Source organism: Cellulosimicrobium sp. KWT-B, from assembly GCF_002127155.1.
In the GTDB taxonomy this organism is placed as follows: domain Bacteria; phylum Actinomycetota; class Actinomycetes; order Actinomycetales; family Cellulomonadaceae; genus Cellulosimicrobium; species Cellulosimicrobium funkei.
Map to the genome: position 1 here is coordinate 99,543 of NZ_NEDO01000006.1, position 13,792 is coordinate 113,334.

General features: G+C 73.3%; 13 protein-coding genes. 9 read left to right on the plus strand and 4 right to left on the minus strand.

Going from position 1 to position 13,792, the window contains the following annotated elements:
• Positions 1 to 60: 60 nt before the first annotated feature.
• The 3 genes from B9L22_RS17375 to B9L22_RS17385 are packed head-to-tail and all read left to right on the plus strand — an operon-like array spanning position 61 to position 4,534.
• Positions 61 to 558 (plus strand): YbjN domain-containing protein, encoded by a 498-nt coding sequence (locus B9L22_RS17375; protein WP_021483506.1) that lies wholly within the window; start codon positions 61 to 63, stop codon positions 556 to 558.
• Positions 555 to 2,540 (plus strand): HSP90 family protein, encoded by a 1,986-nt coding sequence (locus B9L22_RS17380; RefSeq protein ID WP_086151302.1) that lies wholly within the window; start codon positions 555 to 557, stop codon positions 2,538 to 2,540. Before B9L22_RS17375 ends, B9L22_RS17380 begins: the two co-directional genes overlap by 4 nt.
• Complete coding sequence (locus B9L22_RS17385) at positions 2,537 to 4,534, plus strand: hypothetical protein (protein ID WP_086151303.1); 1,998 nt, start codon at positions 2,537 to 2,539, stop codon at positions 4,532 to 4,534. Before B9L22_RS17380 ends, B9L22_RS17385 begins: the two co-directional genes overlap by 4 nt.
• Here the strand turns inward: B9L22_RS17385 and B9L22_RS17390 are convergent.
• On the minus strand, positions 4,524 to 5,264 hold the full coding sequence (locus B9L22_RS17390; protein WP_086151304.1) for a hypothetical protein: 741 nt from the start codon (positions 5,262 to 5,264) through the stop codon (positions 4,524 to 4,526). The genes B9L22_RS17385 and B9L22_RS17390 overlap by 11 nt on opposite strands.
• A gap of 98 nt (positions 5,265 to 5,362) precedes the next feature.
• Between B9L22_RS17390 and B9L22_RS17395 the strand changes: the two genes are divergently transcribed.
• Together B9L22_RS17395 and B9L22_RS17400 are read left to right on the plus strand one after the other, a co-directional pair.
• A complete protein-coding gene (locus tag B9L22_RS17395) occupies positions 5,363 to 5,962 on the plus strand; it encodes a YbjN domain-containing protein (RefSeq protein ID WP_081599986.1) in 600 nt (199 codons plus the stop codon).
• Positions 5,959 to 6,471, plus strand: coding sequence for a YbjN domain-containing protein (locus B9L22_RS17400; RefSeq protein WP_021483660.1), 513 nt, complete (start codon positions 5,959 to 5,961; stop codon positions 6,469 to 6,471). Before B9L22_RS17395 ends, B9L22_RS17400 begins: the two co-directional genes overlap by 4 nt.
• 51 nt (positions 6,472 to 6,522) lie before the next feature.
• Here the strand turns inward: B9L22_RS17400 and miaB are convergent, their stop codons facing one another.
• Entirely contained in the window at positions 6,523 to 8,196 is a 1,674-nt protein-coding gene (gene miaB, locus B9L22_RS17405; RefSeq protein WP_086151305.1) for a tRNA (N6-isopentenyl adenosine(37)-C2)-methylthiotransferase MiaB, read from the minus strand.
• A 102-nt stretch (positions 8,197 to 8,298) separates the two neighbouring features.
• Here miaB and B9L22_RS17410 point away from each other — a divergent pair, with 102 nt between their 5' ends.
• The 4 genes from B9L22_RS17410 to B9L22_RS17425 all read left to right on the plus strand — a co-directional run bounded on the left by B9L22_RS17410 (position 8,299) and on the right by B9L22_RS17425 (position 11,800).
• Positions 8,299 to 9,117, plus strand: coding sequence for an amino acid ABC transporter ATP-binding protein (locus tag B9L22_RS17410; protein ID WP_034655661.1), 819 nt, complete (start codon positions 8,299 to 8,301; stop codon positions 9,115 to 9,117).
• 119 nt (positions 9,118 to 9,236) lie between these two features.
• A complete protein-coding gene (locus B9L22_RS17415; RefSeq protein WP_086151306.1) occupies positions 9,237 to 10,112 on the plus strand; it encodes a glutamate ABC transporter substrate-binding protein in 876 nt (291 codons plus the stop codon).
• Between the two features lie 96 nt (positions 10,113 to 10,208).
• Positions 10,209 to 10,898, plus strand: coding sequence for an amino acid ABC transporter permease (locus B9L22_RS17420; RefSeq protein WP_021482422.1), 690 nt, complete (start codon positions 10,209 to 10,211; stop codon positions 10,896 to 10,898).
• Complete coding sequence (locus tag B9L22_RS17425) at positions 10,895 to 11,800, plus strand: amino acid ABC transporter permease (protein ID WP_086151307.1); 906 nt, start codon at positions 10,895 to 10,897, stop codon at positions 11,798 to 11,800. Before B9L22_RS17420 ends, B9L22_RS17425 begins: the two co-directional genes overlap by 4 nt.
• 90 nt (positions 11,801 to 11,890) lie before the next feature.
• Here B9L22_RS17425 and B9L22_RS17430 read toward each other — a convergent pair whose 3' ends face one another.
• Together B9L22_RS17430 and recA are read right to left on the minus strand one after the other, a co-directional pair.
• A complete protein-coding gene (locus B9L22_RS17430; RefSeq protein ID WP_233140217.1) occupies positions 11,891 to 12,382 on the minus strand; it encodes a regulatory protein RecX in 492 nt (163 codons plus the stop codon).
• A gap of 116 nt (positions 12,383 to 12,498) precedes the next feature.
• On the minus strand, positions 12,499 to 13,611 hold the full coding sequence (recA, locus tag B9L22_RS17435; RefSeq protein ID WP_086151308.1) for a recombinase RecA: 1,113 nt from the start codon (positions 13,609 to 13,611) through the stop codon (positions 12,499 to 12,501).
• Between the last annotated feature and the right edge of the window lie 181 nt (positions 13,612 to 13,792).

The following is a 13,792-nucleotide window of genomic DNA, read 5'->3' on the forward strand; positions in this document are numbered from 1 at the left end:
CGCGTACGACCTCAGCACGACGACCTCGCACGACCTCTCAGACGACAAGGACTCGAGAACATGGGTTTCTTCACCAAGCCGGACGCCGCACCGACGAGCCAGAACGCGCCGCTGACGCGCGAGCGCGTCGAGGCGTTCCTCACGAGCCGCGAGTGGCGGTACTTCGTCGACTCGGACGGGGACCTGGGCGGCAACTGGGACGGCAAGGTGTTCTTCTTCTTCCTCATGGGTGAGAAGCAGGAGATCCTGCAGGTCCGCGGCCGGTGGAACCGGACGCTCCCGGCGTCGGCCGAGGCGCAGGTCGCGCTCGTCGCCAACGAGTTCAACCGCGACAAGATCTGGCCGAAGGTCTACGCGCGCGTCGAGGACGACCAGCTCGCGGTCTACACCGAGGTCGCGACGGACCTGGAGTTCGGCGTCGCGGACGACCAGCTCGGCCAGCTCATCGAGTGCGGCCTGTTCACGGGCCTGCAGTTCTTCGACGCGCTCGACGCCCGCTTCCCCGACACGGCCGCGCAGACCGTGGCCGAGGGCGGCGCCGACGTCGACGCGCGGTGACCGGCACGCACGAGACCACCGCGGGCCGCACCGCTCCGGACGGCGCCCCGGGCGAGGAGGCGACGACGGCCTTCCAGGTCGACCTGCGGGGCGTCGTCGACCTCCTGGCCCGGCACCTGTACTCGAGCCCCCGCGTCTACCTGCGCGAGCTGCTGCAGAACGGCGTCGACGCGATCACCGCGCGCGCCGGGCTCGAGGGACCGCAGGCGCCGGCGCGGATCCTGCTCCGTCCGCTGCCCGACGGAGGCCTGGAGGTGCACGACTCGGGTGTCGGCCTCGCGCGGGACGAGGCGCAGGAGCTGCTCGCGACCATCGGGCGCAGCTCCAAGCGCGACGTCGAGCTCGGGACGGGTCGCGAGGAGTTCCTCGGTCAGTTCGGCATCGGGCTCCTGTCCGCGTTCATGGTCGCCGACGAGATCGAGCTCGTCTCGCGCTCCGCTCGCCGCACGGCGTCGGGCGACGCGCCCGTCCCCGTGCGCTGGCGCGGCCGCGCCGACGGCCGGTACGAGCTCGTCGAGCTCGCGCCGGACGACCCGGCGGCACCCGCCGAGCCCGGGAGCGTCGTCCGGCTGCACCCGCGGCGGGACACCGAGCACTGGCTCGCCCCGGAGTCGGTGGTCGCGCTCGCCCAGGACTTCGGCTCGCTCCTGCCGGTCGAGCTGCTCGTCGAGACGCGTCTCGACGGCGGCCCCGGCGAGGGCCGTGACGGCGGCGCGGGCGGCGACGCCCCGGTCGCGGTGCGCCGGCTCAGCGGGGAGGACCTGCCGTGGCGCGCTGCGCACCCGACGCCCGCGGCCCGCGACGCCGCGCTCGCCGGCTACGCCGAGCGCACGCTCGGCTTCACCCCGCTCGCACGGATCGACCTCGACCTGCCGCTCGCCGGCCTGACGGGCGTCGCGTACGTGCTCCCGGCCGCGGTCGCGCCGACCACGACGTCGCGGCACCGGGTCTACCTCAAGCGCATGCTCCTGGGCAGCGCGGTCGACGACCTGCTGCCCCCGTGGGCGTTCTTCGTGCGGTGCGTCCTCGACGCGTCCGTGCTGCGCCCGACGGCGTCGCGCGAGGGGCTGTACGAGGACGAGGTCCTGCTCGCGACCCGCGACGCGCTCGGGGCGCAGGTGCGACGGTGGCTGCTGGAGACGCTCGCGACGGACTCGGTCCTCGCGCGGCGCTTCCTCGAGACCCACCACCTCGCCGTGCGCGCGCTCGCGCTCACCGACGACGAGATGCTCGACGTCGCCGCGCGCGTGCTGCCCTTCGAGACGACGAGTGGGGCCACGACGCTGGCGGACCTCGCGACCGACCACCCCGACGGGCGCCTGCTGTACACGGCGAGCGTCGAGGAGTTCCGGCGCATCGCGCCCGTCGCGGCGGCGCAGGGGCTCGCGGTCGTCAACGGCGGCTACGTCTACGACGCCGACCTGCTCGAGCGCGTCGCGGCGCGGTTCCCGCAGTGGCGGCTGTCGCCCGTCTCGGCCGCGGACGTCGCGCACGTCCTCACGGAGGTCGAGCCGCTGCGCGAGCTCGAGGTCGCCGACGCGCTCGCGTCGCTCGACGCCGCGCTCGCCGAGCAGGACTGCGACGTCGTGCTGCGCCGGTACGAGCCCGACGCCCTCCCGGCCATGCTCCTGCACGACCGCGAGGGCGACCACGCGCGCGAGGCCGCCCGCGTCGCGGAGACGGACGACCTCTGGGGCGAGATCCTCGCGGGCCTCAGCGCCCCGGCCCGCCCCCGCCGCCTGGTCCTCAACGACGCCAACGCCACGGTGCGCGACCTGCTCGCGAGCCCCGACGCGCAGGTGCGCGCCGCGGGTGCCCGCTCCCTCTACGTCACGGCGGTGCTCGCGTCCGGCAAGGCGCTCCAGCCCGTCGAGGCGACCCTCATGAACGACTCCCTGTCGCTCCTGCTCGCCCGCGCCCTCGCGGCCGGGCAGGACCCCGCCACGGAACCCGACCCCCCTGCCGACGAGGAGAACCGATGACCCGGTCCGTGGACCAGGTGAACGCCGCCCTGTACGACGTCCGCCGCATGCCCTACGGCCTCGCGCGCTCCACGGCCGCCGCGGCCGAGCTCGAGCGCGTCGAGGCCGAGGGCCCTGACGCCGCGCGCGCCTACGCGCAGTTCGTCCTCGTCGAGTCGTACGTGTGGGGCGGCGAGGTGACCAAGGCGTACCTGCCGTTCACCAAGATGCTGCGCTGGTGGGACGAGCACCCCGAGCACTTCGACGCCGAGGACACGCACTCGCTGTTCTGGTCGTTCAAGTGGATGGTCGGGCACCTCATGGAGTTCCCCGACGTCCCCGCCGCGCAGATCGAGCGCACGCTCGACGACATGGCGCGCCGGTACGCGCTCGCGGGCAACGGCACGAACGCCGTCGCCCTGGAGCGCTTCGAGTGGGCGCGCGAGCGTGGCGGCGCGGACGTCGAGGACGCGTACCGCGCGTGGGTCGCGACCCCGCGCGACGACTACTCGCAGTGCGAGGCGTGCGAGCCGGGCGACCGCGCGGCGTACCTCTTCGAGACGGGCCGGCACGACGAGGGCATCCGCCTGCTCGAGGGCGTGCTCCAGGGATCGCCGTCGTGCGCCACCGAGCCGGGCGACATGCTGTCCCACCTCCAGCTCGCGTACGTGGAGGTCGGCGACGCCGAGGCGGCGGCCCGCACGCACCGCCGCGGGCTGCGCCACCTCGACACCGGGGTGACGATGACGGGCCCGAAGGGTCGTCACGTGGAGTTCCTCGCCCGGACGGGCAACGCGTCGCGCGCGCTGCGCCTGCTCGTGGAGCACCAGGCCTTCCTCACGGAGGCGGACTCGCCGGGCGACCGGCTCGGCTTCCTCACGAGCGTGAGCGTCGCGACGGGCGTCCTGCGGGCCGACCACGGCGACACCGCGCTCGCCCTGCGGGACGTTCCCGCGACGACGCTCGCGGAGCTCGACGCGTGGGTGCGCGGCGAGGCGGCCGCCCTCGCGCAGTCCTTCGACGCGCGCAACGGCACGACGGCGGCGTCCGAGCGGCTGCGCGCCGCGTGGGAGCGCGGCGCGCGCACGCTCCCCGTCGACCTGGCGGTGCTCTCCCTGGACGCCCCGCCTGCGTCGCCGCGGCCCGTCGCCGTGGCCGAGGGCGCGACGAGCGGTCCGTCGGACCTCCCCGCCGGGCTCGCGCCGGAGGAGTCCGCGGTCACCGGCGGAGTCCCGGCGGAGGGCACCGACGAGCCCACCGACGCCGACGGCCTGCTCGCGCTCGCCGACGACGTCGCGGGTGACGACCCGGTCCGGGCGGCACGCCTCCTGCGTCGCGCGTCGTCGCACCTGGAGAGCTCCGGCCACCTCGACCGCGCCGGCTTCGCGCTCGCCGAGGCGGCGCAGCTCGCCGCGCTCGAGGGCGACGACGAGGGCGCCGCGCCCGCCTTCCTGCACGCGCTCGCGCTCCTGCGGGCCGGTGGTGTCGCGCCCCGGTTCGTCGGGCAGGTCGTGCGTGCCTACGCGCGGCTCGAGGCCGGGCGGGGCGACGTGACCGCCGCCCTGGCCCAGGTCGAGCGCACGCTCGACGACCTGGCCGCAGCGGGCGAGGTCACCGACGTCGCGCCGGCGCCGCGGGCCGCCGAGCTCGTCGAGCGCGACGCGGCGGCCGACGCTCGCGAGCGCCGCGACCTCGACGACACGCGCGCCCGTCTGCTCGCCACCGCGGGCGAGCTCGACGCGGCGGCGACGCTCGCGGAGTCCGTCGCCGAGGAGTTCGCCCGTGCGGGGGACGTCCGCGACGCGGCGCACGCCTTCTGGCTCGCCGGGCGCTCGCGCTGCGCGGCGGGGAAGGACACGGACGCGGTGGAGCTGCTCGAGTCGGCCATGGAGGGCTTCGCGATCGTCCACGACGCGGAGTCGCGCGCGATGGTGGGCAACGAGATGGTCGCGGCACTGCGCCGGCTCGGGCGCGACGACGAGGCGGCTGCCGTCGGGACGGGCCTCAGCGGCTGACGGCGGGCCCCGCCGGGCGGGCGGCGGGCCCCGCCGGGCGGGCGACGGCTGCGGGGGCGCGGACCTCGTACCGCCGGACCGCCGCGACGGGGTCCGGCTCGTCGGCCGTCGCGACCGGCGCGGCCTCGGCGCCCGCCGCGGCGACGAACCCGTCGAGCACGGCCTGCGGCAGGGGCGCACGCGGGTCGTGCACGACGACGAGCCGCGCCCCCTCCCGGGCGAGCTCCGCACCGAGTTCTCGGGCGGCGTCCAGGACGGTCTCCGTCGCCGCACCCGCCTCCGTGCTCGTCCCCGAGCTCGTCTCCGTACTCGTCTCCAAGCTCGTTTCCGTGATCGCACCTGCCGCCGTCCGCGTCGCCGCGCCACCGAGCTCCACGACGTCGACGGGACCGGTCCAGCCCGCACCGGCGAGCGCGAGGAGCGCCACGGAGGCGGCCGTCCCGGCGACGGGTCGGTCGAGCGGTCGCGTGGCGGCGGCCCACGCGGGGTCGATCCACCGGTCCGCGACACCCGCCGCGGCGAGCGAGGCCCGGGCGGCGCCGCGGGCGCGCGCGGCTCCCGGGGCGACCACGACCACGGCCGACGCACCCGCCTCACCGGGCGGGCCCGCCACGAGGTCGGCGAGCGCCGCGAGCGCGGCGTCGCGCACCGGCCCGAGGACCGAGGCGGCACCGGCCGCTCCCGGGACGAGCAGGGCGGTTCCGGGGAGCACGACGGCGCGGACGGTCACCGTCCCACCGTAGTGGTGCCCGCTCCCCCACCCTCGCCGTGCCTCCCCGGACGGCCCGCGATGCGGCGTCCGCGGGCGCGCGCGAGTACGGTAGGGAGGTGAGGTTCTTCGGGGCGCGGGACGACGACGACCGGCGGGACGGGAATCCCGGCGGGGCGCAGGACGGGGGCCGGTCCGGCGCGGCCCGACCGGCGGACGACCTGCAGTCGCAGGTCGAGGACCTGCTGGCACGCGAGCTGGGTCAGGTCGCGACCGACGTCCTGCGGCCTCCCACACCGCTCACGCTCTCGCGGGTCGTCGAGTGGATCACCGACAGCGGGTACAGCTACTTCGTCGACTCCGACGGCGACGTCGGCGGGCTGTGGCACGGCCGCCTGTTCTACTTCCTGCTCTTCGGCAACGACGACGAGATCCTCCAGGTGCGCGGCCAGTGGAACCGCGACCTCGCGCTCGAGCGCCTCGAGGAGATCCTCGAGTTCTGCAACGAGTGGAACGCCGACCGGATCTGGCCCAAGACCTACACGCGTGTCCGCGACAACGGGATGATCCAGGTCTTCACCGAGGTCACGGTCGACCTCGAGCACGGCGTGACGGACGACCAGCTCGACCAGCTCCTCCAGTGCGGCCTGAGCACGGGGTCGATGTTCTTCGACGCGCTCGACGAGTTCTACCCCGACCCCGCGAGGCAGGCGCCATGACGCAGGCCCGCACCAACTGGTTCACGCGCCTGTTCGGCAACCGCCGGCCCAAGGCGCCGGACTCGCTCCCGCGCGAGGAGGAGCTGCCGCGCGCGCTGTCGATGGCGCGCATCGGCGACCACCTGACGCGCCGCGGCTACCACTTCCGCGTGGACGACGACGGCGACATCACGGGTACGTGGGACGGTCACCGCTTCTGGTTCCTGCTGCTCGGGGACCGGTCGGAGATCCTCCAGGTCCGCGGCCGCTGGTCGACGACGCTCCCCGTCGAGTCGCGCCTCGTCACGCTCCAGACCGTCAACGACTGGAACCGCGAGCGCATCTGGCCCAAGGTCTACGTGCGCGAGGAGGGCGGACGTCTCGCGCTCTACGCCGAGGTCTCCGTCGACCTCGAGCACGGCGCGACCGACGACCAGCTCGCCCAGACCGTCTCGTGCGGGCTCGGCACGGCCGTGCAGCTCTTCCACGCCATCGGCGCCCAGCTCCCGCCGGGGACCCTGGACGACTGACGTCCTGGCGCCGTCGTGCGCGCCCGCCGTCGGGGTCCCGGACCCCGCCGTTCAGGCGCGGAGCGTCGGGAGCCCCAGGGCGACCGGGCCGGACGGCGCGCCGCCGCCGTGCCCGTGGCCGTGGTCGTCGTCGCCACCGCCCAGGCGGGCGCGCTCGCGCTTCGCCCACGCGTCACCCGAGCGGGTCCGGCGCACGGCGAACGTGCCGCCCGCGAGCGCCGAGTCCGCGATGAGGTGGTGCGGCGCGGAGCGGGTGACCTCGACGGTGACGACGTCGCCGGGACGCGGCAGGCGGACGTCGAGGTCGTCCGCGAGGCGCGGGTCCACGGACCCGGGCGTGCCGGTCCCGTCGGACGGGGCGTCGTCGGGCGCCCCGGCCACGACGGCCGCGGGGAGCGCGAGGTGCACGAGGCGGTTGTCGGGGGCGCGGCCCGTCACGCGGTGCGTCGCACCGTCCTTGCGCCCTGCGCCCTCGCCGACGAGGACGTCGATCGTCCGCCCCACCTGGCGTGCGGACTCCTCGCCGGCGATCCGCTCCTGGAGCGCCTGGAGCCGCTCGAAGCGCTCCTGCACGACCTCCTTGGGGAGCTGGCCGTCCATCGTCGCGGCCGGCGTCCCGGGGCGCGGCGAGTACTGGAAGATGAACGCGGAGGAGAACCTCGACGCCTCGACGACCCGCATCGTCTCCGCGAAGTCCTCGTCGGTCTCGCCGGGGAAGCCCACGATGATGTCGGTGGTGATCGCGGCGTCGGGCATGACGGCCCGGACGCGGTCGAGGATCCCGAGGAACCGCTCGGAGCGGTAGGAGCGGCGCATCGCGCGCAGCACGCGGTCGGAGCCCGACTGGAGCGGCATGTGGAGCTGGGGCATGACGTTCGGCGTCTGGGCCATGGCCGCGATGACGTCGTCGGTGAACGCGGCCGGGTGCGGCGACGTGAACCGCACGCGCTCGAGCCCGTCGATCGTCCCGCACGCGCGCAGGAGCTTGGCGAACGCACCCCGGTCGCCGAACTCGACGCCGTAGCTGTTGACGTTCTGACCGAGCAGCGTCACCTCGATGGCACCGGCCTCGACGAGCGCGCCCACCTCGGCGAGGACCTCGCCCGGACGGCGGTCGCGCTCCTTGCCGCGCAGGTGCGGCACGATGCAGAACGTGCACGTGTTGTTGCAGCCGACGCTGATCGACACCCACCCCGCGTAGACGGACTCGCGCTTCGTCGGCAGCGTGGAGGGGAACACCTGCAGCGACTCGGCGATCTCGACCTGCGCCGCCTCGTTGTGGCGCGCGCGCTCGAGCAGGACGGGCAGGGCGTCGAGGTTGTGGGTGCCGAACACGACGTCGACCCAGGGGGCCTTCTCAACGATGGTGCCGCGGTCCTTCTGCGCGAGGCAGCCGCCGACGGCGATCTGCATGCCGGGTCGCGCGGCCTTCACCGAGGCGAGCTGGCCGAGGTTGCCGTAGAGGCGCGTCGCGGCGTTCTCGCGCACGGCGCACGTGTTGATGACGACGACGTCCGCGCGGTTCGCGGCCTCGTCCTGCGCGCTCGCCCGCGTGTAGCCCGCCTGCTCGAGCATCCCCGCCATGTGCTCGGAGTCGTGGACGTTCATCTGGCACCCGAGGGTGCGCACGACGTAGGTGCGGGGGTGCGCGTCGTCGGCCGGCGCAGCGGCGGTGGCGTGCGGTGCGGGGGCGGCCGGGACGGGGGCGGGGGCGATCGTGGACATCACCGTCCAGGGTACGGCTCCGGGTGCCGTGTTACTGAACTGTTGCCCGGTTGTTGCCGGGTGAGGTGGCACCGTGCAACAGAAGGGACATAGTGTCCAGGAATGGCCGACGAAACCCCTTCGCCGTCCGACGCGCAGCGCAGCGCTCAGGACGCTCAGCCCCTCCCCGCCGAGCAGGTCCTCGGTGAGCCGCTCGTCGAGCTGCGCGACGTGAACAAGCACTTCGGCGAGCTCCACGTGCTGCGCGACATCAACCTCACGGTCCGGCGCGGCGAGGTGCTCGTCGTCATCGGGCCCTCCGGCTCGGGCAAGTCGACCCTGTGCCGGGCGATCAACCGGCTCGAGACGATCGACTCGGGCGAGATCCTCGTCGACGGCGAGCCGCTCCCCCAGGAGGGCAAGGCGCTCGCGCGGCTGCGCTCCGACGTCGGCATGGTCTTCCAGTCCTTCAACCTCTTCGCGCACAAGACGATCCTCGACAACGTGACGCTCGGGCCCGTCAAGGTGCGGCGCGAGCGGAGCAAGGACGCGAAGGAGCGCGCCCTCGCCCTCCTCGACCGGGTCGGCGTGAAGAACCAGGCGCAGAAGATGCCGGCCCAGCTCTCGGGCGGCCAGCAGCAGCGCGTCGCCATCGCCCGGGCCCTCGCGATGAAACCCAAGGTCATGCTGTTCGACGAGCCCACGTCGGCGCTCGACCCCGAGATGATCAACGAGGTCCTGGACGTCATGGTCTCGCTCGCCAAGGAGGGCATGACCATGATCGTCGTCACCCACGAGATGGGCTTCGCCCGGAAGGCCGCGAACCGCGTGGTCTTCATGGCGGACGGCCAGATCGTCGAGGAGGCGCACCCCGAGGAGTTCTTCACCGCGCCGAAGAGCGAGCGGGCCAAGGACTTCCTCTCCAAGATCCTCACGCACTGAGGTCCCGCACCCTCACCACGCACCGACCACCACGGACCGGGCCGCCCGGCCCCCCACACCCGGCCGACCGACGAGGCACACCGTCGTCGGACGACCACCACTCACGAAGGGTAGGAACGATGCGCACACGACACGCAGGTGCTGCCGTGCTGGCCGCTCTCACCGCGCTCACGCTCGCAGCGTGCAGCAGCGGCGACGTCGGCGACGACAGCACGACCACGGACCCCGAGCAGTCCGCCGGAGGCAGCGGCGACGGCGGCGGCGAGACGGTCAAGATCGGCATCAAGTTCGACCAGCCCGGCCTGGGGTTCCAGGACGGGTCGACCTACACGGGCTTCGACGTCGACGTCGCGACCTACGTGGCGGGCGAGCTCGGCTACTCCCCGGACCAGATCGAGTGGGTCGAGGCACCGTCCGCGCAGCGCGAGACGATGCTCCAGACCGGTCAGGTCGACATGATCTTCGCGACGTACTCCATCACGGACACGCGCAAGGAGACGGTCGCGTTCGCCGGGCCGTACTTCGTCGCCGGGCAGGACCTGCTCGTCGCCGAGGACAACACCGACATCACCGGCCCGGAGTCGCTCGAGGGCAAGAACCTCTGCTCCGTCACGGGCTCGACGTCGGCGCAGCGCATCAAGGACGAGTACGCCGCGGGCGTGCAGCTCCTCGAGCGCCCCGGGTACGCGGAGTGCGTCACCGCGCTCACGGCCGGCCAGGTCGACGCCGTCACGACCGACGACATCATCCTCGCGGGCCTCGCGGCGCAGCCGCAGAACCAGGGCAAGGTGAAGGTGGTCGGGGCGCCGTTCTCGACCGAGCGCTACGGCGTCGGCCTGCCCCAGGACAACGACGTCTGCGAGGACGTCAACGCCGCGATCGAGAAGATGATCGAGGACGGTTCCTGGGAGGAGTTCGTCAGCAAGAACACCGAGGGCACCGGGTACACGCCGAACGCGAGCGAGAACCCGCCGACGGTCGACCCCTGCGCCTGACCTCTCTGCCGGGGAGCGGAGCGCGGCGTGCCGCGCTCCGCTCCCCGGCCTCGTCCGGTCGGTCCACGACCACGCCCTCCCGGAGGATGACCAACCGTGGGTGACTACCTCTCTCAGTTCACCGAGCTCCTCAGCACCTACGACGTGCTCGGAGCGTTCTGGGTGAACATCCAGCTGACGTTCTGGGCTGCGATCTTCTCCCTGATCCTCGGCACGGCGCTCGCGCTCATGCGGATCTCCCCCGTCTCGAGCCTGCGGTGGGCCGGCTCGACCTACGTGAACCTCCTGCGCAACACGCCGCTGACGATCATCATGACGTTCATGGTCCTCGCGGTGTGGACCCAGCTGCAGATCAGCCTGTCCCCCGACTTCCCGACGAACTTCTTCCGGTTCGCGGTCATCGGCCTGACCGTCTACCACGCCGCCTTCGTGTGCGAGGCGATCCGCTCGGGCGTCAACACGGTGCCGATCGGCCAGGCCGAGGCAGCCCGGGCGATCGGCCTCTCCTTCGCTCCCGCCGCGCGCCTCGTCATCCTCCCGCAGGCGTTCCGCGGCGCCATCGCCCCCCTCGGCAACACCCTCATCGCGCTGCTCAAGAACTCCACCGTCGCGGCCGCCGCGAGCGTCACGACGGAGACGTCGAGCCTCATGCGCACGATGATCGAGTTCAACTCGAACTACATCTACGCGATCTTCCTCACCTTCGCGATCGGCTACGTGATCCTCGTCATCCCGATCGGCCTGCTCACCACCTCGCTCTCGACCCGATTGGCGGTCCGCCGATGAGCGCCCCGCGTCAGTCCGTCCTCTTCGACGCCCCCGGGCCCCGGGCCCGGCGCGCGATCGCCGTCGGCAACGTGATCGGCGCCGTGATCGTGATCGGGATCGCCGTGCTCGTGCTGCTGGAGCTCGGACGCAAGGGCCAGCTCTCGTGGGAGCAGTGGGGTCCCGTCTTCACCGCCAACGCGTGGGAGAACTTCTTCCTGCCGGGCCTGCAGAACACGCTGCGCGCCGCCGGGTTCGCGATCGTCGGTGCCGTGATCTTCGGGCTGGTCTTCGGCTCCGGCCGGCTCTCGCACGTGCGCGCGCTGCGCTGGGCGTGCGGTGTCGTCGTCGAGTTCTTCCGCGCCGTGCCGGTGCTCCTCATGATGATCTTCTTCTGGCTCCTGCTGGGGCTGCAGAAGGTCCCGGACGCCCCGTTCCTCGCGGTCGTGATCTCCCTCGTGCTCTACAACGGCTCGGTGATCGCCGAGCTCGTCCGGTCCGGCGTCGGCAACCTGCCGAAGGGCCAGGGAGAGGCCGGCGTGGCGATCGGCCTGACGCGCGGGCAGACCCTGCGGTCGATCCAGCTCCCGCAGGCGCTCATCGCGATGCTGCCCGCGCTCGTGTCCCAGCTCGTCGTCGTGCTCAAGGACACCGCGCTCGGGCAGATCATCACGTACCCCGAGCTGCTGCGGGCCGCGCAGATCCTCGGCACGGCCTTCGGCAACACCCTGCAGACCCTCACGGTCGCCGCGGTCATCTTCATCGTCATCAACTACGCCCTGACCGCCCTGGCCCAGTGGCTCTCACGCTTCCTCAGCGGGCGCACCGCGGGCGCCACGGCTGCGGGACCGGGCATCGGCAACCCGACGGCGGTCGCGGGCGGCCCCACGGAGGACGCCCCGACTACGTCCACCGTGCGCTGACGCACCCGTCGCCCGCCCGTGCTCGGGCGGGCGACGGGCCGCTCTGCCACAGGGTGGGCCGCAGGCGGCCCGTCCGGGCCGGTCGAGCGGTCACTCCTCCGCGTCGAGCTCGCGCTGCACGATCTCGAAGGCCAGCCCGGGGCTGTACCCCTTGCGGGCGAGCGCGCCGACCGTCCGTCGCACGCGCACGTCGCGGTCGAGGCCGCGGGTCCTGGCGAGACGTGCCCGCGCGAGGGCCAGGGCGGCGTCCGCCTCGGAGTCGTCGTCGACCTGCTCGAGCGCGGCCGCGCCGACCTCGCCGTCGATCCCCCGCCGGCGCAGCTCGGTCGAGATCGCGCGGCGGGACAGCCCCCGCTCGGCGTGCCGCGTGCGGACGATCATCTCCGCGTACTGCGCGTCGTCGACGAGCCCGACCTCCTCGAAGCGGTCGAGGATGGGCAGCACGACGTGCTCCGGGTAGCCCTTGCGCGCCAGCGACTGCGTGATCTCCGCGCGGCTCTTCGGTGCCGCGGTGAGGATGCGCAGGACGGTCTCGCGGGCGCGCTCGGCGAGGTCGGCGTCGCTGATCTCGCCGCGCTCCACGAGCTCGTGCAGCGACGGGCGCGGGCGCCGCCCGGCCTTGCGGCCGGTGCGGCGCCCGTCGTCCTCCGCGGACGGGTCGACGGGCTCGGCACCCTCGACCCCGTCCTGCTCGCCGATCAGAACGGCGACTTCTTCCCCTTGCCGGCCGCGGCGGTCGCCTTGGCCGGAGCGGCCGCGGCGGCGTCGGCCGCGACGGTCACGCCGGCGGCCGGGTCGGCCGGTGCGTCGACCTTGGCCCCGACGCCGAGCTTCTCCTTGATCTTCTTCTCGAGCTCGTTCGCGAGGTCGGGGTTGTCGCGCAGGAACGAGCGCGCGTTCTCCTTGCCCTGCCCGAGCTGGTCGCCGCCGTAGGTGAACCACGACCCGGACTTGCGCACGAACCCGTGCTCCACGCCCATGTCGATGAGGCCACCCTCGCGGGAGATGCCGACCCCGTAGAGGATGTCGAACTCGGCCTGCTTGAACGGCGGCGCCATCTTGTTCTTGACGACCTTCACGCGGGTCCGGTTGCCGACCGCGTCGGTGCCCTCCTTGAGGGTCTCGATGCGGCGGATGTCGAGACGGACCGAGGCGTAGAACTTCAGCGCCTTGCCACCGGTCGTCGTCTCGGGAGAGCCGAAGAACACGCCGATCTTCTCGCGGAGCTGGTTGATGAAGATCGCGGTCGTGCCGGACGCGCTGAGCGCACCGGTGATCTTGCGCAGCGCCTGCGACATGAGGCGGGCCTGGAGGCCGACGTGGCTGTCGCCCATCTCGCCCTCGATCTCCGCCTTGGGCACGAGGGCCGCGACGGAGTCGATGACGATGATGTCGAGCGCGCCCGAGCGGATCAGCATGTCCGTGATCTCGAGCGCCTGCTCCCCCGTGTCCGGCTGGGAGACGAGCAGGGCGTCGGTGTCGACGCCGAGCTTCTTGGCGTACTCCGGGTCGAGGGCGTGCTCGGCGTCGATGAACGCCGCGATGCCGCCGGCGCGCTGGGCGCTGGCCACGGCGTGCAGCGCCACGGTCGTCTTTCCGGAGGACTCCGGGCCGTACACCTCGATGACGCGCCCGCGCGGCAGGCCGCCGATGCCGAGCGCGATGTCCAGCGCGATGGAGCCCGTGGGGATGACCTCGACGGGGGCGCGGCCCTCCTCGCCGAGGCGCATGACGGAGCCCTTGCCGAAGCTCCGGTCGATCTGGGCGAGGGCTGCCTCGAGCGCCTTCTCGCGGTCTGCGGGTGCGGGCATGTCAGTCCACCTTCGGTTCGACGTCCATCTGTTCGTTGTGGCCCGACGTTACGGGCAGCCACCGACACGCGGTTCCGACGAGCCCCGGACCTGGGGACCGTCGTGCCGGACCGGCGTCCCGGGCCCGCCGGAGCGCGCCCTGTGCACAACTCTAGCCGAACACGTGTTCGATCACGGAACC